The following is a 19,518-nucleotide window of genomic DNA, read 5'->3' as shown; positions in this document are numbered from 1 at the left end:
CCCAGTCATGCCTCCAGCATGCGGGATCAGCTCACGGGTTCGGTCAACTGCGGACGCGCTTCCGGTGCGGAGGCGCGGACGGCGTCGGCCGCCTGGTCGTCCGGCTTGGTCTGCGACGTGCGCTCGGACTCGACACGGGCGTTGTAGACCTCGACCTCGCGCTTGATCGCTTCCTCGTCCCACCCGAGCACCGGCGCGACCAGCCGTGCCACCGCCTCCGCCGAGTCGACGCCGCGGTGCGCGTACTCGATCGAGATGCGCGTGCGCCGCGTCAACACGTCCTCCAGGTGCATCGCACCCTCGTGCGAGGCCGCGTACACCGCCTCGACCTGCAAGTAGTCGGGGGAGGACGGGATGGGCTTCAGCAGCTCCGGGTTGTCGGCCGCGAGCGAGAGGACCTCGTGGACGAGCGAGCCGTAGCGGTCGAGCAGGTGGCGGACGCGGTACGGGTGCAGGCCGTGCTTGGCCGCCAGCTGGTCGGCCTGGTTGACCAGGGCGTGGTAGCCGTCGGCGCCGACCAGCGGCACCTTGTCCGTGATCGACGGCTGGATCCGGCCGGGCAGGTCGACGTGCGCCGCGTCCACGGCGTCCGCGCCCATCACCCGGTACGTCGTGTACTTGCCGCCCGCGATCGCCACCAGGCCCGGCGAGACCCGTGCCACGGCGTGCTCGCGGGAGAGCTTCGACGTCGAGTCGGATTCCCCCGCCAGCAACGGCCTCAGGCCCGCGTAGACGCCCTCGATGTCGTCGTGCGTCAACGGTGTCGCGAGCACCGAGTTGACGTGCTCGAGGATGTAGTCGATGTCGTGCTTGGTCGCCGCGGGGTGCGCCAGGTCGAGGTTCCAGTCGGTGTCGGTGGTGCCGACGATCCAGTGGTTGCGCCACGGGATCACGAACAGCACGGACTTCTCGGTGCGCAGGATCATCCCGGACTCGGCGACGATCCGGTCGCGCGGGACGACGATGTGCACGCCCTTCGACGCCCGGACGCGGAAACGGCCGCGTGAACCGGAAAGCCGTTGCAGCTCGTCCGTCCAGACGCCCGTCGCGTTGATGACCGCGTGCGCCCGCACGTCGACCTCGCGCCCGTCCTCGACGTCGCGCACCCGCACGCCGGACACGCGGTCCGCCTCGCGCAGGAAGCCGACCACCTGCGTCGACGTGCGGACGACGGCGCCGTAGTGGGCGGCGGTGCGGCCGACCATCATCGTGTGGCGGGCGTCGTCGGCCTGCGCGTCGTAGTACCGGATGCCGCCGATCAGCGCGTCGCGCTTCAACGCGGGGACCAGCCGGAGCGCGCCCGCCCTGGTGAGGTGCTTCTGCCCCGGCACGGACCGGGCGCCGCCCATCGTGTCGTAGAGGAACAGGCCGGCCGCCGTGTACGGGCGTTCCCAGACCCGGTTCGACAGCGGGTAGAGGAACGGCACCGGCTTCACCAGGTGGGGCGCGATGCGCGTCAGCATGAGCTCGCGTTCGCGCAGTGCCTCGCGGACCAGACCGAACTCGAGCTGCTCCAGGTAGCGCAGGCCGCCGTGGAAGAGCTTGGACGACCGGCTCGACGTGCCCGATGCCAGGTCGCGGGCCTCGACGAGCGCCACCCGCAGGCCCCGTGTCGCGGCGTCCAGCGCGGCGCCGACGCCGACCACGCCACCGCCGATCACGACGACGTCGAAGGTCTCCGACTCCAGCCGCTGCCAGGCCTCCTCGCGTTCCGCCGGTCCCAGCCGTCCGGTGATCGGAGGTTCGGCGTGGGTTTGTGGTGCAGCTGCGTTCTTGCCCGTGGCCACGACAGACGCCTCCCTGTGCCGACTCGCGGATCACGTTACCTGCAGCTACCGCCCTTCGCTCAGGGGCGCGAGGGCCAGATCCCAATGGCCTGAAAACGACCCATGCGCGCGCACTTGGCATGGACAACTGATCAGCTCGGTAATAGCGTCCGACCTCGTTGTAGGCGGGCGGCGCGGCCCTGACCTCAGGTGTGCGCGCCCTCCTCAGGCCGCAAAGCACGGGAGGTCGGCGATGAGCGCAGGCTCGATCTTCGTTTGGGAGATGCTGGGGACAGCGGTCCTCATCCTCCTGGGCACCGGTGTCGTCGCGAACCAGGTGCTCAGGGACACGCTCGGCAACAGCACCGGTTTCCTGTTCGTCAACATCGGCTGGGCCTTCGCCGTCTTCACCGGCGCGAGCATCGCCAACCCGTCGGGGGCGCACCTCAACCCCGCCCTCACGCTGGGGCTCGCGATCGCGGAGAAGACGCCGTGGGCCGATGTTCCCTTCTACGTCCTCGGGCAGATGGTCGGCGCGATCATCGGCGCGATGCTCTGCTGGGCGACCTACAAGCTGCAGTTCGACACGCACGACGAGCCGCAGAACACGCTCGGCATCTTCTCCACCGGACCGACGGTGCCGAACGTGCCGTGGAACCTCGTGTCCGAGATCATCGGCACGTTCGTGCTCGTCGCGTGGGTCCTGCTGTCCCCGTCCGCGAAGGTGTCCGTGGACGGTGTGCCGACGTTCGGCAACTCGGCGCTCGGGTACGCGGGCGTCGCGTTCGTCGTCCTGGTGATCGGTACGTCCCTCGGTGGCCCGACGGGCTACGCCATCAACCCGGCGCGCGACCTCGGTCCGCGCATCGCCTACGCGTTCATGATGCCGATCCGCAACAAGGGCAACGCCAACTGGAGCTACTCGTGGGTCCCCGTCGTGGGCCCGCTCGTGGGCGCCGCGCTCGCCGCGTTGCTCTACCTGGTTCTCCCGGTCTGAAAGGACTTCTCGCATGACCCAGTACGTGGCCGCGATCGACCAGGGCACCACGTCGACGCGTTGCATGATCTTCGACCACTCCGGCCGGGTGGTGTCGGTCGACCAGAAGGAGCACGAGCAGATCTTCCCGAAGGCCGGCTGGGTGGAGCACGACCCGATGGAAATCTGGCAGAACGCCCGCCAGGTCGCCGCGGGCGCGCTTGCGAAGGCCGATCTGTCCACTTCGGACGTCGTCGCCGTCGGCATCACCAACCAGCGCGAGACCGCGCTGGTGTGGGACAGGAACACCGGCGAGCCCGTCTACAACGCCATCGTCTGGCAGGACACCCGCACCGACAAGATCGTCACCGAGCTGGGCAACCTCGGCGGCGGGCAGGAGCGCTACCGCACCAAGGTCGGGTTGCCGCTGGCCACCTACTTCTCCGGCCCGAAGGTCCGCTGGATCCTCGACAACGTCGAGGGCGCGCGGGAGAGGGCAGAGGCGGGTGACCTGCTGTTCGGCAACATGGACACGTGGGTGCTGTGGAACATGACCGGCGGCACCAGCGGCGGCGTGCACGTCACCGACCCGACGAACGCCTCGCGCACCATGCTGATGGACCTCGACACGTTGCAGTGGGACTCCTCCATCGCCGCTGACATGGGCATCCCGATGTCGATGCTGCCGGAGATCCGGTCCTCGTCCGAGGTCTACGGCCAGGTGCGCGAACGGGGTGCGCTGGCCGGTGTGCCGATCGCCGGCATCCTCGGCGACCAGCAGGCGGCGACGTTCGGCCAGGCCTGCCTCTCACCCGGCGAGGCCAAGAACACCTACGGCACCGGCAACTTCATGTTGCTCAACACCGGCACCGAGAAGGTGATGAGCGAGAACGGGTTGCTCACCACCATCTGCTACAAGATCGGTGAGTCGGCGCCCGTCTACGCGCTGGAGGGCTCGATCGCGGTCACCGGATCGCTGGTGCAGTGGCTGCGCGACAACCTCGGCATGATCGGCTCCGCGGCCGAGATCGAGGAGCACGCCCGTTCGGTGGAGGACAACGGCGGCGCGTACTTCGTGCCCGCGTTCTCCGGCCTCTTCGCGCCCTACTGGCGTTCCGACGCCCGCGGCGCGATCGTCGGCCTGACCCGGTTCGTCAACAAGGGCCACCTCGCGCGGGCCGTGCTGGAGGCAACCGCTTTCCAGACCCGCGAGGTGCTCGACGCGATGAACGCGGACTCGGGCGTCGACCTGACGGCGTTGAAGGTCGACGGCGGCATGGTCGTGAACGAGCTGCTGATGCAGTTCCAGGCCGACATCCTCGGCGTGCCGGTGATCAGGCCCGTCGTCTCGGAGACCACCGCGCTGGGCGCCGCCTACGCGGCCGGTCTCGCGGTGGGGTTCTGGGAGTCCGAGGACGACATCCGCGAGAACTGGGCCGAGGACAAGAAGTGGGAGCCGCGGATGGACGACGCCCGCCGCACGTCCGAGTACGCCAACTGGAAGAAGGCCGTCACCAAGACCTTCGACTGGGTCGAAGACTGAGCCGGGTGAGCTGGTCGAGCACCTGAGTCACTGGGCAGGGGCTGCGTGCACGATCACGTTGTCGCGGGTGCCGCACGTGATCAGCCGCAGCCCCTGTTCGTCCGCGTCCCTCGCCACCGCCTCGGCGAAGAAGTCGTCGCGGATGATCCTCTCCGTGCGCTGCACGGTGAAGCGCGCGAGTGAACCGTCCTTCTTGGACACTTCGACGACGTCGCCCTGGGTCAGGTCGTTGAGCCGGTAGAAGACGCCTCTGGCCTTGTTGCTCTCGATCCGCCCCACGATGATCCACTGCTTCGAACGCGTTTGACGCCAACCGGCCTGCATGCCCTCGCTGGCCGGCGGCATCTGGACGACACCCTGCGGGTCGAGGCCGAGCTGCACCAGCGACGAGCGCACGCCGATCCGTTCGATCCGCAGCTCCACCGGGTCCGAGGTGCCGAGCGGCGACACCACCGGCGGCGGAGCGGCTTCGCTCGTCGCCGCCGACGGCTTCGGTGCCGGGCCCTGCGAACAGGCGGTGGCCAGCGCCGCGGTCAGCACCGCGATCAAGACACGAGTCCCCACGGACCTATTGACGCACATCCGGTGGCTCGGTTGCTCGTCCAATCGCGACTGATCAAGAACCGGTACTTCTCCCGGTCACGGCCGCGGGTCAGGCGGTGCCGCCACCACCGGTCTGCGGGGCGCCCTTCGGCTTCACGACAGGAGCCTTCACCCGCGGCTTCTCCGTGGCGGACGTCGACGTAGGTGCCTTCGCCCTGACCACGAACTGCTGGTGAACCGGCCGGCCACCGCACACCATCTCGGCCTGGTACGTCCCGGGCCGGTCGACGACCTCGCCGTTGCCGATCCGCGTGTTCCGGGACTCGTACACGAGCTCGATGGGCGCGGTGAAGCCGGGAGAGGTCGCGACCTGACCGCAGTTCGACTGCTTGGTCCTGATGACGCTGATGTCGCCACCTGCCTCGACCTCGGTCATCGGCAGGAAGAAGGTGTCGCCCTGTTCGACCACCTCGAACCCGGCGGTGCCGGTCTTGCTGCTGCCCTTGCACTTCAGCGTCGCGGTGTACCTGCCCGGCACGGCGACCACGATGCCGTGGAGGTCGCCCGCGGGCAGGGGTGCGACGAAGCCCGGCGAAGTGGTGTGCTCGGTGCCGCCGGGGCAGGTTCCCCGCTCGGGCCGCACCTCGAAGTGCTGGTTCACCAGCAGGACGTTCGGCTCGATCGTGAACTGGGGCGTGACCTCCTCCTGGGCGCCTGCGCTCTGCCCGGTCACGACCGCTGCTGCCACCGCCGCGAATGCGACGACAGACGTGATTCCCCTCATCTTCTTCCCCCAGTTACCTGTTCGGACTCGCGGATCTCAGATCAGCGTCGCGTAGACGATGATGTTGTCCCGGTAGCTGCGGGCCTTCTCGTCGAAGCCGCCCCCGCAGGTGATCAGCCGCAGCTCGGGCTCCTCCGTGTCGCCGTAGACGGCTTCGGTGGGGAAGCTGTCCTTGGCGACCTGCTCGGTCCCGCGCACGCGGAACCGGGCCGTTGTTCCGTCCTTTCTGGACACTTCGACCTCGTCGCCCGCGACGAGGTCGCTGAGCCGGAAGAAGATCCCCGGCTTCTCGTCGCCGTCGACGTGGCCCAGCAGCACGGCGGGGCCTGCCTCACCTGGCGTGCGGGCGAGCTCGTACCACCCGGCCTGCATCGGCAGGCTGACCGGCGGCACCTCGACCGTCTCGTCGGCGTTGAGCCCCAGCGGGACGAGCGACGACGTCGCGCCGATCTCCGGGATGCGCACCTCGGTCGGTTCCGAAGGCGGCATCGCCCTGCCCGCGCCGGAAACCGGGGTGGTGCTCGCCGGTGCCGGCGCGGTGGGCAGCACGACGTCGGGTGCTGTGGCGCACCCCGTCAGCACCGCCAGCGCGAGAAGAAGTCCCCAGAACGAACGCATGCCCCGGACACATCTGTGTCCGGGGCACGGTTGCCGTGCGTCACCTAGTCGAGATCGTCGTGCCGCATCAGCTGGCGGCCGGCCTCGGTGATGGAGCCCGAGAGCGACGGGTACACCGAGAACGTCGTGGCGAGGTGCTCGACCGTGAGCTGGTTCTGCACGGCCAGCGCGATCGGCAGGATGAGCTCGCTCGCGTTCGGGGCGACGACGACACCGCCGATGACCACGCCGGTGGCCGGGCGGCAGAACAGCTTCACGAAGCCGCGGCGCAGACCCTCCATCTTGGCGCGGGGGTTCGTGGCGAGCGGCAGCATGATCGTGCGCGCCGGGACCTCGCCCGAGTCGATCGCCTGCTGGCTGATGCCGACGCTCGCGATCTCGGGGTTGGTGAAGACGTTCGCGGCGACGGTCTTGAGCTTGATCGGGCTGACGCCCTCGCCCAGCGCGTGCCACATCGCGATGCGGCCCTGCATGGCGGCGACGGAGGCGAGCAGCAGCACACCGGTGCAGTCGCCGGCCGCGTAGACGCCGCTGACGTTGGTCCGGCTCACCCGGTCGACGGGGATGTAGCCGCCGCGCCCGAGCTCGATGCCGATCTTGTCGAGACCGATGTCGGTCGTGTTGGGCACCGAGCCGACGGTCATCAGGGCGTGCGATGCCTCGATCGTGCGACCGTCTTCCAGGTGGATCAGCACGCCGTCGCCGGTGTTCTCGACCTTGTCCGCGCGGGCGTGCTTGACGACGGCCGTGCCGCGCTCGGCGAACACGTCCTCGAGCACCGCGGCCGCGTCGGCGTCCTCGTGGGGGAGCACCCGGTCCCGGCTGGAGACCATCGTCACCTTCACGCCCATCTCGGTGTAGGCGCTGGCGAACTCGACACCCGTGACGCCGGAGCCGATGACCGCGAGGTGTTCCGGCAGGTCGGGCAGGTCGTAGATCTGCCGCCACGTGAGGACGCGCTTGCCGTCCGGCTCCGCGCCCTGCAACACGCGCGGCGTGGCGCCCGTTGCGATGAGCACCACATCGGCGTTGAGGATCTCCTCGGTGCCGTCCGCGCCGATGGCGACGACCTGGTGCTGCGCGAGCCCGCGGCCCTCGTCCACGAACTTCGCCCGCCCGTTGATCAGCCGGACGCCCTCGCGCTGCAGCCGCGCCCGCACGTCGGCGGACTGGGCCAGGGCGAGACCCTTCACCCGGCCGTGGACGACCGGCAGGTCGACGGCCGCGTGCTCGTTGTTGGTCTGAATGCCCAGCTCACCGGCGTTGCGGAAGGAGCTGCGAGCCCCCGCCGACGCGATGAAGGTCTTCGACGGCACGCAGTCGTACAACACGCACGCGCCACCGGCGCCGTCGCTCTCCACCACGGTCACGTCGGCGCCGTGCTGCGCCGCGACCAGGGCTGCCTCGTAACCTGCGGGTCCGCCGCCCATGATGACGATGCGGGTCACGATCAGTTCCCTTCTGCGCGCTTGCTGGTCGGCACAACCGTACGTGTTGCCCGAATCGAGCGTGTCGTCAGTACCGAAAGCTGATCGTCGTGTCGCTACGCTGTCGGACGTGCCGCTCTATGCCGCGTACGGGTCGAACATGGATCCGAACCAGATGATGGAGCGAGCCCCGTACTCCCCGCTCGCGGGGACCGGCTGGCTCGTCGGTTGGCGTCTGACGTTCGGTGGCGAGGACCTCGGCTGGGAAGGCGCCCTCGCGACCATCGTCGAGGAGCCCGACCAGCAGACGTTCTGCGTGCTCTACGACGTCTCACCCCGCGACGAGTCGCGGCTGGACCGCTGGGAGGGCGCGCTCGGCCTCTACAAGAAGATCCGGCTGCGCGTGCAGACCCTCGAGGGGTCCGTGGTGGCGTGGCTGTACGTGCTGGACGCCTACGAGGGCGGCCTGCCGTCCGCCCGGTACATCGGCGTGGTCGCCGATGCGGCCGAGGCGGCGGGGGCGCCCGCCGACTACGTGAACGACCTGCGGACGCGCCCGTGCCAGGGCATCGGGCCGTGATCCGTGCCGGTCGGGTGAGGTGATCGGGGCCCGGGCCGGGGTCGAGCGGTCCGGGCTGGGCCTGAAGTGCGGGCCGGACCGCAGTCGTCCCGGTTCGGAGCCGTGCCGTTGCGCCGTTCGACGGCGCTCGGGAATGCCTGGCCGGAGCCCGGTCAGGAACCCGCGGCCTCCGCCAGCAGCTCCACCAGGTGGTGGTGCATGCGGCGGTAGTCGACCGGCGTGATGGTCGACCACGGCGGCTGCCCCTCCGCGGCGCGCCTCATCTGCAGGTAGCGGCCCTTGGGCGTGTCGTAGAACGCCACCACCCGGTCCGGGCGCACCCGCTTGCCCCACTTGTCGCGTGCCGCCGCGCCGAACTGGCCCCGGTTCGAGGCGTCGCGGACCATCTCGGCCAGCGTGTGGGCGTCGTCGGCGCGCAGGTGGCCCCGCAGGGCCTCCTCCAGTTCCTCGGGGGAGGTGGCTGAGGCGGCTGCTGCGTCCAGGTCGGCCGAGGGCAGGGTGATCGAATGGCCCTCACCCGCCGGGGCGGTGGGCAGGGCGGTCAGGGCCTCGCGCGGCAGGCCGTCGGCCTCGGCGGGGCGCAGGACCAGCTGTCCGTTGTCCATGACGGCCAGCACCCCTGCCTGGCCCTTGCCCGCGGCCAGGACGCGGACGCTGCGCTCGTTCAGCCACATGCGGGCGTCGACCTCCTGCTGCGGCCGGTTCAGCACGTGCAGCAGGTCTTCCAGCGTCGGGTCCAGGGAGCGCGGGCCGCCGAGGCCCCGCGCGCCCAGCTGACGCCAGACCTGGTCCTCGACGCCGCGGCGCTCCTCGCGGGTCTTGCCCGGCGAGGGGACCTTCAGCACGAGTGGCATCGTCTCCAGGCCCAGGTGCTCCCAGAGGACGTCGAACTCCAGCGTGGAGATGATCACCGGGTCGCGCGTGTCGCTCATCCCGACGTCCAAGCCGAACAGGGTCATCAGTCGGTCGTGCTCTCCCCGATCACGGGCAGCGAGTAGCTGCCCACGCCGTAGATGTCGTCACGTTCGCGCAGGTAGTCGGCGGCCTTGTGCTCCAGGTCCTCCTCGTCCTCGCCCTTGCGCGGCCCCATGCCGCCGAAGGGGTCGAACGACTGCGGCATCGGCACGGACCTGCGGTGGACCTGGTCGTTGTTCTGCGAGCCGACCGTGCCCATCGGGCCCATGGCGGACCCGGCGCCGTTGGCGACGCTCGCGGTGTGGCCCTGGTTCATGACCGTGCCCATCGCGGCACCGGACGTCATGGTCGCGCCGTCCTCCATCTGCTTCCCGGAGTCCGCATCACCCCGCGAGCCCGGCCTGCCGGAGCGCTGACCGGGCACGGCGATGCCCGCGGCGCCCGTGCCACCGGAGCCCGCACCGGCACCGGTCGTCGGGACCGTGGTCGAGAAGTGCTTCGAGGACGTGACGGGCACCGACGTGCTGGAGCTGCGCGTCGTGGAGCCGGGAGAGGAAGACGGCGAAGAAGAGGACGTGGTGCCGCGCGGCGGCGTCGTGGTCGTCCCGCGCGAGCCGCCCGAACCGGTGCGGCCCCGCGTGACGCCGCCGTTCGAGCCGTGCGGGCCGACGCCCCAGACACCGGCCGTGCCGATGTGCGCGCCACCGCCGTGCGTGACACCGGTGCCGCTGATCTGCAGCTGCGGCGGCTGGCTGAACTGGCCCAGCGTCGAGGTGTTCGCCGTCGTGGACGACGCGTAGGTGGTCATGACCTCACGGGCGCGGCGCTCGGCGGCGTCCTGGGCCGCCTCCTGCTTCTCGTGGTCGGTCTGGCCGCCGAAGAGGTGGGTGAGGCCGCTGACCAGGGCACCCGGCTGCTCCGCGGTCACGTTGACGGGGGCCGGCATGTCCGCACGGGCCTTCGAGACGTAGCCGGCCTGCAGTTCGGCCGAGTAGCGCATCACGTCCGCACCGGTGCGCGCGCCGTCCGCCCACGCGGCGATCGGGTTGAGGCCCGACTGGGCCATGTCCGCGGCCTTGCCGGACCACTTGGCGCCGGACAGCGTGATGCCGCTGTGCAGGTCGTCGTTGATCTCGGTCAGCGCGGCGGACACGCCCTGCCAGCGCTCCATCGACGCGAACGACGCCGAGGGGCCCGGACCCGCGTGGATGCGGTCGTACAGCTCCTTGTGGCTGTAACCCTGCCAGCGGTGGTCTGCCATGCTCAGCACCCGCTCTTGTTCATCATGCCGGTGTTGTCGCCCTCGACCACCTGGTACTGGCGCTCGATCTGGTTCAGGTTGTCCATCGCGGTCTTGAGCTGCCGCTGGTAGTTCAGCAACGCCTGCAGCGCCGAGTCGCCGTCCGCGATCGAGCGGTCGTTGAACTTCTCGGCGGCCTCCTGGCTCACCGGGTCACCGGCCCACGGACGGACGCGGAACTCGGTGATGGCCATCTCGATCTGCTTGTCGAGCTTGGTCAGCGCGGCTGAGAACGTGTTGCGCAACGCGGGAATGGCCTCCGGTTCCACGTTCAGCTGATGCTGGACGGGTGGCGAGGCGTCAGCCCCGCTGCGTCCTCCTGGCGGCATCGTGAACCTCCGGCGATCGTGCGTACAAGCGCGACGTCACTCTATCCACCCGAGGTAACGCTGTGGAGTGCGATCAGTGACATCCGCCCGTGTGGGTCAGCGCTTCTGGAGCAAACTGGCCATCACGGCCTCGGCCACCCGCTGGGCCCCGAGGCAAAGATGATCTTGTTGCACGGCAGTGGAATTGCCCCCGTCGCGGAACATGACGTCGACGAACTGCCCATTGGCAACGTCTATTTCCACATTGCAGACGTCGTGCACGTCGGGTGTGCGGACAGTGATCGCCGCGAATCCCTCGATCGAGCCGACCGTGAAATCCACCTGGGCGTTCTCCGAGAGCCACACGTCGGCCCCCGAGACGAGCACGAGTGCGATCCTCGCCACATTTCCGCTCATGGTGCTCCGGATCGTGCACGCCTTGGCCCCGCCGAAGCTCGTCTCGACGTACGCGCTGGGCGGGTTGTCGAGGCTCAGCGACATGAGCTGGTCCGGCGACAGGACCGCGCACGGTTCCACCGCGTCGAGCGGCACCTCACGCGGCCGCTGCGGGAAGTCCATCCGCTCGACCGACGTGGTCGTCGGCGGAGGGGGTGGCGGCGGGGTGGTCAGCGAGCTCTGCCGAGGCGCTGCCGTGCAACCGGCCAGGGCCACCGCGACGATCAGGAGCGCCGGGGTCCGCATGGCCGGTCACGGTAGCTGCTCGGGCACCGGGTCCGTCGACAGTCGTGACCACGACAACTGGTCGACGCGCTGGTCATCGATGATCTCCTCGTCGCGAAGACGACCCTCCAGGGTGAACCCGCACTTCTCCGCGACCCGCTGCGACGACGCGTTGGCCACCGCGTGCTTGTAGACGATCCGGTGCATGTCCTTCGCGCCGAACGCCCAGCCGACCACCGCGTTGAGCGCCCTCGGCAGCACGCCCTTGCCGCGGTGCGCGGGATGGGTCCAGCAGGTCACCTCCGCGGACCCGAGCCTGCGGTCGATGTTGTGGAGCACGACACCCGCCACCAGGTCCGCGGTGACCGCGTCGCACACGGCCCACGACCAGCGGTAGTCCTTCTCCCATCCGTTGCTCATCAGCAGGATGAACATCTCGGCGGAAGGGGCGTTGACGATGCTCAGGCGGGTCATGTACCGCTTGGTCTCCGGGTCCGCGTAGATCTCGACGAGCGCCGGCACGTCGTTGACGCGGTCGTCGTTGCGGAAGGCGCGCAGGTAGTACTCACCCGCGTTGATCTCGACTGGCTCCACGCGCAGAAGGCTAGCTTTCGGCGGTGAAGCCCTCGTGCCGATCTGCCAGATCGTCGAGCTCGTCGCGGTGCGCGGACGCGGGCGCGCCGTCAGGGGCCGTGGTCAGCTCGATCACCCAGTCCACGTCCTCGGCGTCGTCCTCACCGGCCAGCATGTCGCGGTGCACCGCACACGGCCCCCAGCCGTCCTCGAGCATCGACGCGGCCAGCTCCTCGGCTTCGTCGCGGTCGGGGAGGATCAGCAGCACGGTCGCGGGGATCAGTCCTCGCACGGCCAGCGCCTTCCGCAACGCCGCCGTGTCCGGCACGTGCACGCCGTCCAGGCCCGCCTCGCGCGCGGCCGCCGCGTTCTCCGCCGAGTCGTCGCAGAACACGCCGGTCGGGTAGCCCAGCTCGTCGAGCACCCGGCGGTAGATGGCGGGGTCCGGCTTCGCGAGGCCCATCCTGGCCGAGTTGAAGACCGCGTCGAACTCGGCGTCCAGGCCGAGCAGTTCCAGGTCGGCTTCGAGACGGGTGGTCGCGTTGGACAGCAACGCGACGAAGCACTGCCGTCGCGCGGTCCGCACCAACGCCAGCGCCTCGGGGATCACCGAACCCGTGACCGCCCACGCGTCGACCTCCTCGCGCGGCACAACCTGAGCGATCGCGTCGTGCCACTGCTCGTCGGTGATGCGGCCGGTGACGGCGCGGTGCAGCAGCGACGGCTCGAAGGCGACCTCGGCGATCCGCGGTGGCGTCGGCGCGTAGGAGCGCAGCACACCGTCGAGATCGAGCAACAACAACGGTTTCAGCGCCGGCGTCCGTTCCAATGGCCCCACAGCAGCGCCACGGCGGGGATGAGCAGGAAGATGAGCGGGTTCTTCACCAGCACGAAGAACGCGATCACCACGGCCACCCCCACCACGGGGATGACCGCGCCCTCCCACCGCCGGGCAGGCGCGCGGGACGGCTCGGGGAACAACGTCATCGGCGTGGCGAACTGCGGCCGCGGGTCGGGCAGGTCGTAGAACAACGTCATCAGCTCGCCGCGGGTCTTGGCGGTCGTGATCTTCGCGGACCGCTCGCCGTACTCCTCGATGTCGATGCGGCCCGCGCTCATGTGCTCACCGAGCACCTCCAACGCCTGCTGGCGTTCGGCGTCACCGACGCGGATGTCCCTCGAGGGGTCGCTCACGGCTCAATCGTAGGTGAGCGCCCCGCCGGGACGGCCCCGCCGCCCGCAGAACGCGGTGCGACCACCTCGGCCCGCCGGGAGTGTCAGACCCCGCGGCTAGGTTGGGTCGCGGGGGATCCACCGGCGAGGGGGACCCTTGCGCGAGCCTGCGGCGGACGCGCCGACGCAGGCTGAGCACGGTCTTGACCGCAACCCACCCCTGCCGCGTGAGCACCACATCTGTACAGCGGTGCCCACAGCGGCCCTCGACCTGCTCGAACGCTCGGGCTCGGGTCAGTCCTTCAGCTCGCAGATCACGGTGCCCTGGGTGATCGGGTCACCGGGCGAGGCCGCCAGACCCGTCACGGTGCCCGCCTTGTGCGCGGTAACCGGGTTCTCCATCTTCATGGCCTCCAGCACCACGATCAGGTCACCGGCCTCGACGGTCTGCCCGTCCTCGACGGCCACCTTCACGATTGTGCCCTGCATCGGCGCCGCCACCGCGTCACCGGACACCGCCGCGGACCCGCCACCCCCGCGCTTCGCCTTGGGCTTCTTCGAAGCCGAAGCCGAAGCAGCCGGACGCGCCGCACCGACGGCGAGATCACCCGGCAGCGACACCTCCAGCCGGCGTCCGCCCACCTCGACCACGACGGTCTGGCGCGGCGTCTCGTCCTCGGCCGAGCCGGCGCCGCCGGTGAACGGCTCGATGCGGTTGTCGAACTCCGTCTCGATCCACCGCGTGTGCACGGTGAAGCCCTCGGGCTTCTCGGCCGTGAACGCCGCGTCCCGCACGATCACGCGGTGGAACGGCAGCACGGTCGCCATGCCCTCGACGACCATCTCGTCCAGCGCGCGGCGGGCGCGGGCCAGCGCCTCCTCGCGGGTCTCGCCGGTGACGATCAGCTTGGCCAGCAGCGAGTCGAACTGCCCGCCGATCACCGAGCCCGACTCGACGCCCGCGTCCACGCGGACGCCGGGGCCGGACGGCGCGACGAACGACGTCACGGTGCCCGGTGCGGGCAGGAAGCCGCGGCCGGCGTCCTCGCCGTTGATGCGGAACTCGATCGAGTGCGCTCGGGGCGTCGGGTCCTCGGTGAACCGCAGCTTCTCGCCCGCGGCGATGCGGAACTGCTCGCGCACCAGGTCGAGGCCCGTGGTCTCCTCCGACACCGGGTGTTCGACCTGCAGGCGGGTGTTGACCTCCAGGAACGAGATCGACCCGTCGAGGCCGACGAGGTACTCGACGGTGCCGGCGCCGTGGTAGCCCGCCTCCAGGCAGATCGCGCGGGCCGAGGAGTGGATCGTGGCGCGCTGCTCGTCGGTCAGGAACGGCGCGGGCGCCTCCTCGACCAGCTTCTGGTGGCGGCGCTGCAGGGAGCAGTCGCGGGTGCCGACGACGATCACGTTGCCGTGGGTGTCGGCGAGGACCTGTGCCTCGACGTGGCGCGGCTTGTCCAGGTAGCGCTCGACGAAGCACTCGCCGCGGCCGAACGCCGTGACGGCCTCGCGGACCGCCGAGTCGAACAGCTCGGGGATCTCCTCCAGCGTGCGCGCGACCTTCAGGCCGCGGCCGCCGCCGCCGAACGCCGCCTTGATCGCGACCGGGAGCCCGTGCTCGGAAGCGAACGCGATGATCTCGTCCGGGCCGTTCACCGGGTCCTTGGTGCCGGGCACCAGCGGCGCGCCCGCGCGCATCGCGATGTGCCGCGCGGTCACCTTGTCGCCGAGGTCGCGGATCGCCTGCGGGGTCGGGCCGATCCACACCAGGCCCGCGTCGATCACGGCCTGCGCGAACTCGGCGTTCTCGGACAGGAAGCCGTAGCCGGGGTGCACGGAGTCGGCGCCGGACTGGGCGGCGGCGTTCAGGACCTTCTCGATCGACAGGTAGGTCTCGCCGGGGGTGCTGCCGCCGAGCGCGAACGCCTCGTCCGCGAGCCGGACGAACGGCGCGTCGCGGTCGGGGTCGGCGTAGACGGCGACGCTCGTCAGACCGGCGTCGCGGCAGGCGCGGATGACCCGGACGGCGATCTCACCGCGGTTGGCGATGAGGACCTTGCGCAGCGACACGGCGTCGTACCTCCTGCTGGGACCGGTAATTACGGCTCTGGCTGGTGCCGCAGTCTACGGAAATCGGTGTACCCGGAGAGGGAGAGACGGCTCACTTCACCACAACCGCGCGGGCATCGGTCAGAATCTGCGTTGTGGGTGGGTCCAGATCTGCGCAGGTGGTTGCCGTCGTCGCCGCCGTGGTGGTCGTCGCGGGGCTGGTGTTCGCCTATTTCCAGCGGCCGGACAGCACCGATTCAGGTCAACGCGGAACCGATCCCGCGATGCGCTGCGGCACCACCGTCTGCCAGGTCGTCATCGGCAAGTCGGTGGGGCGCGACCTCGTCGAGCTGCTCGGCGGGACGGGCGGCGGCCGGATCAGGATCAGCGGTGAGTCCGGCCCGTTCGTCTTCGAGATGACCGTCGCCGAGTCCGGCGCCGTGGTGGACGACAGGTCGCTGCAGTGCGTGGACGCGGCGGTCAGCGTCTGCCTCGTGCACGGCGCCCGCGGCACCGACCTGCTCGGCGAGGTGCTGGTCCGCAAGGACGGCACGTGGTCGCGCGCGCAGGCGTACCTGTCCACCGGCGGGTTCCTCGGGCTGCACGACGTCGACTCCGACGGCACGGCGGACGTCGTCGCCGTCCAGCTCGCGTGCGACGGCCAGTGCGTCAACGCGTTCGTGCAGGTGTTCTCGATCGCGGGGCCGGACCTCGGGTGCACGACGGCGGCACCGGCGCGGGACCAGCTCCCTGGCTGGCCCGCACCGGTGCCGACGTTGTCGCAGCTGCGCCCCTGTGCCGATTAGCGCGACACGGGTCAGGCGTTCACGAGGTCCTTCTCGGCGGGAGCGGCGGGCTCCTCGATCAGGTTCTCGCTGCGCGCCACCAGCACGGGGATGGTGATCTGGCCCGCCACGTTCGTCGCGGTGCGCATCATGTCGAGGATCGGGTCGATCGCGTAGACCACGGCCACACCGGTCGCGATCACGGCCGGCGGCAGGCCGACGACGCTCAGGGTCAGCGTGAGCATCGTGTACCAGCCGGTCGTCCCGGCGGTGGCGAGAGCGCCGAACACCGCGACGAGCACGATGCCGACGTACTGCCACACCGAGAGCTGGATGCCGAACAGGTTCGCGATGAAGATCGTCGCGATGGCCGGGTAGACCGCGGCGCAGCCGTCCATCTTGGTCGTCGTGCCCAGCGGCACGGCGAAGTTCGCGTACTCCTGCGGGACGCCGAGGTCGGTGGCGGCCTTGCGGGACAACGGGAGCGTGGCACCGGACGAGCGGGACACGAACGCGAACTGCAGCGCGGTGCCCGCCTTGCGGAAGAACTCGACCGGCGAGGTCTTGCCGACGAACCTCAGCAGGACCGGGTAGACGACGAACAGCACCAGCGCCGCGCCGAGGTACACGGCGAGGATCAGCGAGAACAGCGGCTTCACGAACGAGTTGCCGTAGGACGCCACCGCGTTGCCGATGAGGCCGAAGATGCCGATCGGCGCGAGCAGGATGATCCAGCCGACGACCTTCTGGATGATGTCGAAGAACGACCGGACCAGGTTCGTGAAGGGCGCGGCCTTGTCACCCAGCGCGTAGGCGGCGAAGCCGACCAGCACGGCGATGAACACGACCTGCAGCACGTCGCCCTCGGTGAAGGCGCTGAAGATGTTGGTGGGCACCAGGTTGTCGAGCAGTGCCTGCCACGAGCCGGACGCGCGCTTGGCGAGCTTGTCGACGGCACCGGCGGCGGGCTCGATCCGCACGCCCTGGCCGAGCCGGAAGACCGAGGCGACCGCGATGCCGATCAGCACCGCGATGAACGACGTGATGGCGAACCACAGGAACGTCTTGCCGCCGAGCCGGGCGGCGGTGCGGCCGCCGCCGAGGTTCCGCAGCGACGCGATGCCCACGACGATGGCCGTGAACACCAGCGGGATCACGGTGAGCTGCAGCAGCGCCGTGAACGTGGAACCGATCTTGGCGAGCACGGGCGCGAGCCACGTGCCCTTGCCGAGCCAGCCGGCGAGCGCGCCGAGGACGAGCGCGCCGAGAACTGTGAAGCCGAAGACCTTCGGCTTGCGGTACGTCTGGACGATGGACACAGGGGATCTCCTGCACAGGGGTGAGCGGAAGGGGCCGGCGGAGCGGTTAGCTCCGACAGCCCGTGCTCGTCCTGCGTGCCAGGTCGATGTGCCTGCGACGCGTCAAGTACTCGTTCACCACTAGCCCCCAACGCTCGCGGTGAGAGCAGTCTTCCCTGATCAGGCGAACTGTGACCAGCGTCTACCAGAGTGTGGACACCACGACACCCACCTGGCCGAGCAGCCGGCGGGTGAGGGGCAGGCTGATGCCGATGACGGAGGTGTGGTCGCCGTCGATGCCGTCGATGAACCAGCCGCCGCGGCCGTCGATCGTGAAGCCGCCGGCGACGTGCAGCGGCTCACCGGTCGCGATGTAGGCCTCCAGCTCCTCGTCCGACGGCGTGCCGAACCGCACGGTCGTCGACTCGGCGGCCGACGCGCGGTCCACGACGATCCCGCCGGACACCTTCAGCACGGTGTGGCCGGTGATCAGCACGCCGCTCTTGCCCGCGACCCTGCGCCACCGCTCCCGCGCGACCTCGGCCGTGCCGGGCTTGCCCACGAGCTCGCCCTCGAACAGCAGCATCGAGTCGCAGCCGATGACGACGCACTCGTCGTCGTGCTCGACCGCCTCCGCCTTGGCCGCCGACAGCGCGACGACGGTCTCCTCCGGCGTGGGGTTCTCGAGCGACGCGACGAGCGCGTCCTCGTCGACACCGGAGACGCGGACGACGGGCTCGATGCCCGCGGCGCGCAGGACGCTAAGACGGGCGGGAGACTGGGAGGCCAGGATCAGACGCACGCTCGGAGTCTTTCACGCCGCCCGGAGCGGCGACCTGGCGAAAGGCGAGCGCGGCGGCGAAGCCGACCACCAGCACCGCGAGCAGCAGGTAGAACGCCGCCCGCACGGCCGAGGTGAAGTCCCCCGTCGACGCCAGCACGATCTGCAGCACGGCTCCCGTGGCCGCGCTGCCCAGCACGTTCCCGAACTGGCGCGAGGTGTTGTAGATGCCGGACCCCGCGCCCAGCAGCGACCGGTCGAGCGATCGCGTCGAGATGTTCGTCAGCGGCGAGAACACGAGCCCCATGCCGATGCCCAGGGCGACCATCGACGGCAGCAGCACCCACTGCGACCCGTCGCCGAGCAGGAACGTCATCGCGAGGATGCCCGCCGCCATCAGGACGAAGCCGGTGATCGGCAGGAACTTGGCGTCCGCCCGGTTCGACAGCCGCCCCGCGAAGATCGCCACGACCCCGGACATCAGCGACGCCGGTGCCGTGACCAGGCCCGTCATCAGCGGCGACAGCTTCGGCACGGTCTGCAGGAACAGCGCCAGCGGCACGAACACACCGGTCACCGTGATGCCGATGGACATGTTCGCGACGTTGCCGAGGGAGAAGTTGCGGTTGCGGAAGATCCGCAACGGCATCAGCGGCTCGGGGTTGCGCGCGGAGGCCTGCCAGAGCAGGAACAGCACGAGGAACAGCACCCCGGCCGCGATGATCTCGCCGACCGTGATCGGCCCCGCCACCCGGCCCCAGTGGTAGTGCTCGCCGTTCTGGATGCCGAACACGAGCAGCCCGAGGCCCAGGCAGCACAGCACGACGCCGAGCACGTCGAACCTCGGCGCGCGGTTCGGCCGCAGGTCGGGGACCCACAGGAACAGCAGCGTCAGCGCGAGCACGCCGATCGGGAGGTTCACGAAGAAGATCCACTCCCAGCCCAGGTGCGTGACCAGCACCCCGCCGAGCAGCGGACCGGAGACCGTCGCGAGCCCGGCGACCGACCCCCACATGCCCAGCGCGGCGCCCCGCTTGGCCGGCGGGAACAGGCGGGTGATGAACGCCATCGTCTGCGGCGTCATGGCCGCGGCGCCCAGGCCCTGGAAGACGCGGGCCGCGATCAGCGCCTCCGCGCTGGCCGACAGACCGCAGGCCAGCGACGCGAGGAGGAACAGCACGAGCCCGATGCCGTAGAGCCGCTTCGGCCCGTACCGGTCGCCGAGCCGTCCGGTCAGCAGCAACGGCACCGCGAACGCGAGCAGGTAGGCGCTGACGACCCAGATGACGTCGTTCAGCGAGGCGTTCAGATCGGTGATCATCGACGGCAGCGCGACGTTGACGATGGTCGTGTCCAGCAGCGTCATGAAGAAGCCGATGCACAGCGCGTAAACGGTCCGCCAGTTCTCGCGGTCCGTC

The 19,518-nt window shown here is 70.1% G+C and carries 20 protein-coding genes; 4 read left to right on the top strand and 16 right to left on the bottom strand.

The features are described 5' to 3' along the window. Positions 1-26 precede the first annotated feature (26 nt). Complete coding sequence (locus VM306_RS10075) at positions 27-1,787, bottom strand: glycerol-3-phosphate dehydrogenase/oxidase (RefSeq protein ID WP_325513358.1); 1,761 nt, start codon at positions 1,785-1,787, stop codon at positions 27-29. A gap of 232 nt (positions 1,788-2,019) precedes the next feature. Here VM306_RS10075 and VM306_RS10070 point away from each other — a divergent pair, with 232 nt between their 5' ends. Together VM306_RS10070 and glpK are read left to right on the top strand one after the other, a co-directional pair. Next, positions 2,020-2,763, top strand: coding sequence for an MIP/aquaporin family protein (locus VM306_RS10070; protein ID WP_325513356.1), 744 nt, complete (start codon positions 2,020-2,022; stop codon positions 2,761-2,763). 13 nt (positions 2,764-2,776) lie between these two features. Next, positions 2,777-4,285, top strand: a complete 1,509-nt coding sequence (gene glpK, locus VM306_RS10065; protein WP_325513354.1) for a glycerol kinase GlpK — start codon at positions 2,777-2,779, stop codon at positions 4,283-4,285. Positions 4,286-4,312: 27 nt separating this feature from the next. Here glpK and VM306_RS10060 read toward each other — a convergent pair whose 3' ends face one another. The 4 genes from VM306_RS10060 to VM306_RS10045 all read right to left on the bottom strand — a co-directional run bounded on the left by VM306_RS10060 (position 4,313) and on the right by VM306_RS10045 (position 7,678). Then, the gene (locus tag VM306_RS10060) at positions 4,313-4,849 is read right to left on the bottom strand and encodes a sortase domain-bontaining protein (protein WP_325513352.1); all 537 of its coding nucleotides are present in this window, start codon (positions 4,847-4,849) and stop codon (positions 4,313-4,315) included. Positions 4,850-4,937: 88 nt separating this feature from the next. After that, entirely contained in the window at positions 4,938-5,561 is a 624-nt protein-coding gene (locus VM306_RS10055; RefSeq protein ID WP_325513350.1) for a hypothetical protein, read from the bottom strand. An 87-nt stretch (positions 5,562-5,648) separates the two neighbouring features. Next, entirely contained in the window at positions 5,649-6,230 is a 582-nt protein-coding gene (locus tag VM306_RS10050) for a class F sortase (RefSeq protein WP_325513348.1), read from the bottom strand. 44 nt (positions 6,231-6,274) lie between these two features. Continuing rightward, positions 6,275-7,678 carry an NAD(P)H-quinone dehydrogenase gene (locus tag VM306_RS10045; RefSeq protein WP_325513346.1) on the bottom strand — a complete coding sequence of 468 codons (1,404 nt, stop codon included), beginning with the start codon at positions 7,676-7,678 and terminating at the stop codon, positions 6,275-6,277. 109 nt (positions 7,679-7,787) lie between these two features. Here VM306_RS10045 and VM306_RS10040 point away from each other — a divergent pair, with 109 nt between their 5' ends. Beyond that, on the top strand, positions 7,788-8,237 hold the full coding sequence (locus VM306_RS10040; RefSeq protein WP_325513344.1) for a gamma-glutamylcyclotransferase family protein: 450 nt from the start codon (positions 7,788-7,790) through the stop codon (positions 8,235-8,237). A gap of 152 nt (positions 8,238-8,389) precedes the next feature. Here VM306_RS10040 and VM306_RS10035 read toward each other — a convergent pair whose 3' ends face one another. The 8 genes from VM306_RS10035 to VM306_RS10000 form a co-directional block, all read right to left on the bottom strand. After that, positions 8,390-9,196, bottom strand: coding sequence for an ESX secretion-associated protein EspG (locus VM306_RS10035; protein WP_325513342.1), 807 nt, complete (start codon positions 9,194-9,196; stop codon positions 8,390-8,392). After that, positions 9,196-10,413, bottom strand: a complete 1,218-nt coding sequence (locus VM306_RS10030) for a PPE domain-containing protein (protein WP_325513340.1) — start codon at positions 10,411-10,413, stop codon at positions 9,196-9,198. The genes VM306_RS10035 and VM306_RS10030 overlap by 1 nt, the downstream gene beginning before the upstream one ends. A gap of 2 nt (positions 10,414-10,415) precedes the next feature. Then, the gene (locus VM306_RS10025; RefSeq protein WP_325513338.1) at positions 10,416-10,721 is read right to left on the bottom strand and encodes a transcriptional regulator; all 306 of its coding nucleotides are present in this window, start codon (positions 10,719-10,721) and stop codon (positions 10,416-10,418) included. Positions 10,722-10,877: 156 nt separating this feature from the next. Next, positions 10,878-11,462 (bottom strand): DUF3558 domain-containing protein, encoded by a 585-nt coding sequence (locus tag VM306_RS10020; protein WP_325513336.1) that lies wholly within the window; start codon positions 11,460-11,462, stop codon positions 10,878-10,880. A gap of 6 nt (positions 11,463-11,468) precedes the next feature. After that, entirely contained in the window at positions 11,469-12,035 is a 567-nt protein-coding gene (locus VM306_RS10015; RefSeq protein ID WP_325513334.1) for a GNAT family protein, read from the bottom strand. 10 nt (positions 12,036-12,045) lie between these two features. After that, positions 12,046-12,843: an HAD-IA family hydrolase gene (locus tag VM306_RS10010; protein WP_325513332.1), complete on the bottom strand. Its 798-nt coding sequence runs from the start codon at positions 12,841-12,843 to the stop codon at positions 12,046-12,048. Then, complete coding sequence (locus tag VM306_RS10005; protein ID WP_325513330.1) at positions 12,822-13,208, bottom strand: DUF1707 domain-containing protein; 387 nt, start codon at positions 13,206-13,208, stop codon at positions 12,822-12,824. The genes VM306_RS10010 and VM306_RS10005 overlap by 22 nt, the downstream gene beginning before the upstream one ends. 273 nt (positions 13,209-13,481) lie before the next feature. After that, positions 13,482-15,257 (bottom strand): acetyl/propionyl/methylcrotonyl-CoA carboxylase subunit alpha, encoded by a 1,776-nt coding sequence (locus VM306_RS10000; RefSeq protein ID WP_325513328.1) that lies wholly within the window; start codon positions 15,255-15,257, stop codon positions 13,482-13,484. 158 nt (positions 15,258-15,415) lie between these two features. Here VM306_RS10000 and VM306_RS09995 point away from each other — a divergent pair, with 158 nt between their 5' ends. After that, on the top strand, positions 15,416-16,042 hold the full coding sequence (locus tag VM306_RS09995; protein WP_325513326.1) for a hypothetical protein: 627 nt from the start codon (positions 15,416-15,418) through the stop codon (positions 16,040-16,042). A gap of 11 nt (positions 16,043-16,053) precedes the next feature. Here the strand turns inward: VM306_RS09995 and VM306_RS09990 are convergent, their stop codons facing one another. The 3 genes from VM306_RS09990 to VM306_RS09980 form a co-directional block, all read right to left on the bottom strand. Further along, positions 16,054-17,340, bottom strand: coding sequence for a dicarboxylate/amino acid:cation symporter (locus VM306_RS09990; protein WP_325513324.1), 1,287 nt, complete (start codon positions 17,338-17,340; stop codon positions 16,054-16,056). 181 nt (positions 17,341-17,521) lie between these two features. Beyond that, entirely contained in the window at positions 17,522-18,121 is a 600-nt protein-coding gene (locus VM306_RS09985) for a nucleoside triphosphate pyrophosphatase (protein ID WP_325513322.1), read from the bottom strand. Continuing rightward, positions 18,081-19,484: an MFS transporter gene (locus VM306_RS09980; protein WP_325513423.1), complete on the bottom strand. Its 1,404-nt coding sequence runs from the start codon at positions 19,482-19,484 to the stop codon at positions 18,081-18,083. Before VM306_RS09980 ends, VM306_RS09985 begins: the two co-directional genes overlap by 41 nt. Positions 19,485-19,518 lie beyond the last annotated feature (34 nt).

The sequence above is a fragment of the Lentzea sp. genome, assembly GCF_035525475.1.
Lineage (GTDB): Bacteria > Actinomycetota > Actinomycetes > Mycobacteriales > Pseudonocardiaceae > Lentzea.
Note: the sequence above shows the minus strand (reverse complement) of the source record. Positions and strands in the feature narration are given on the sequence as shown.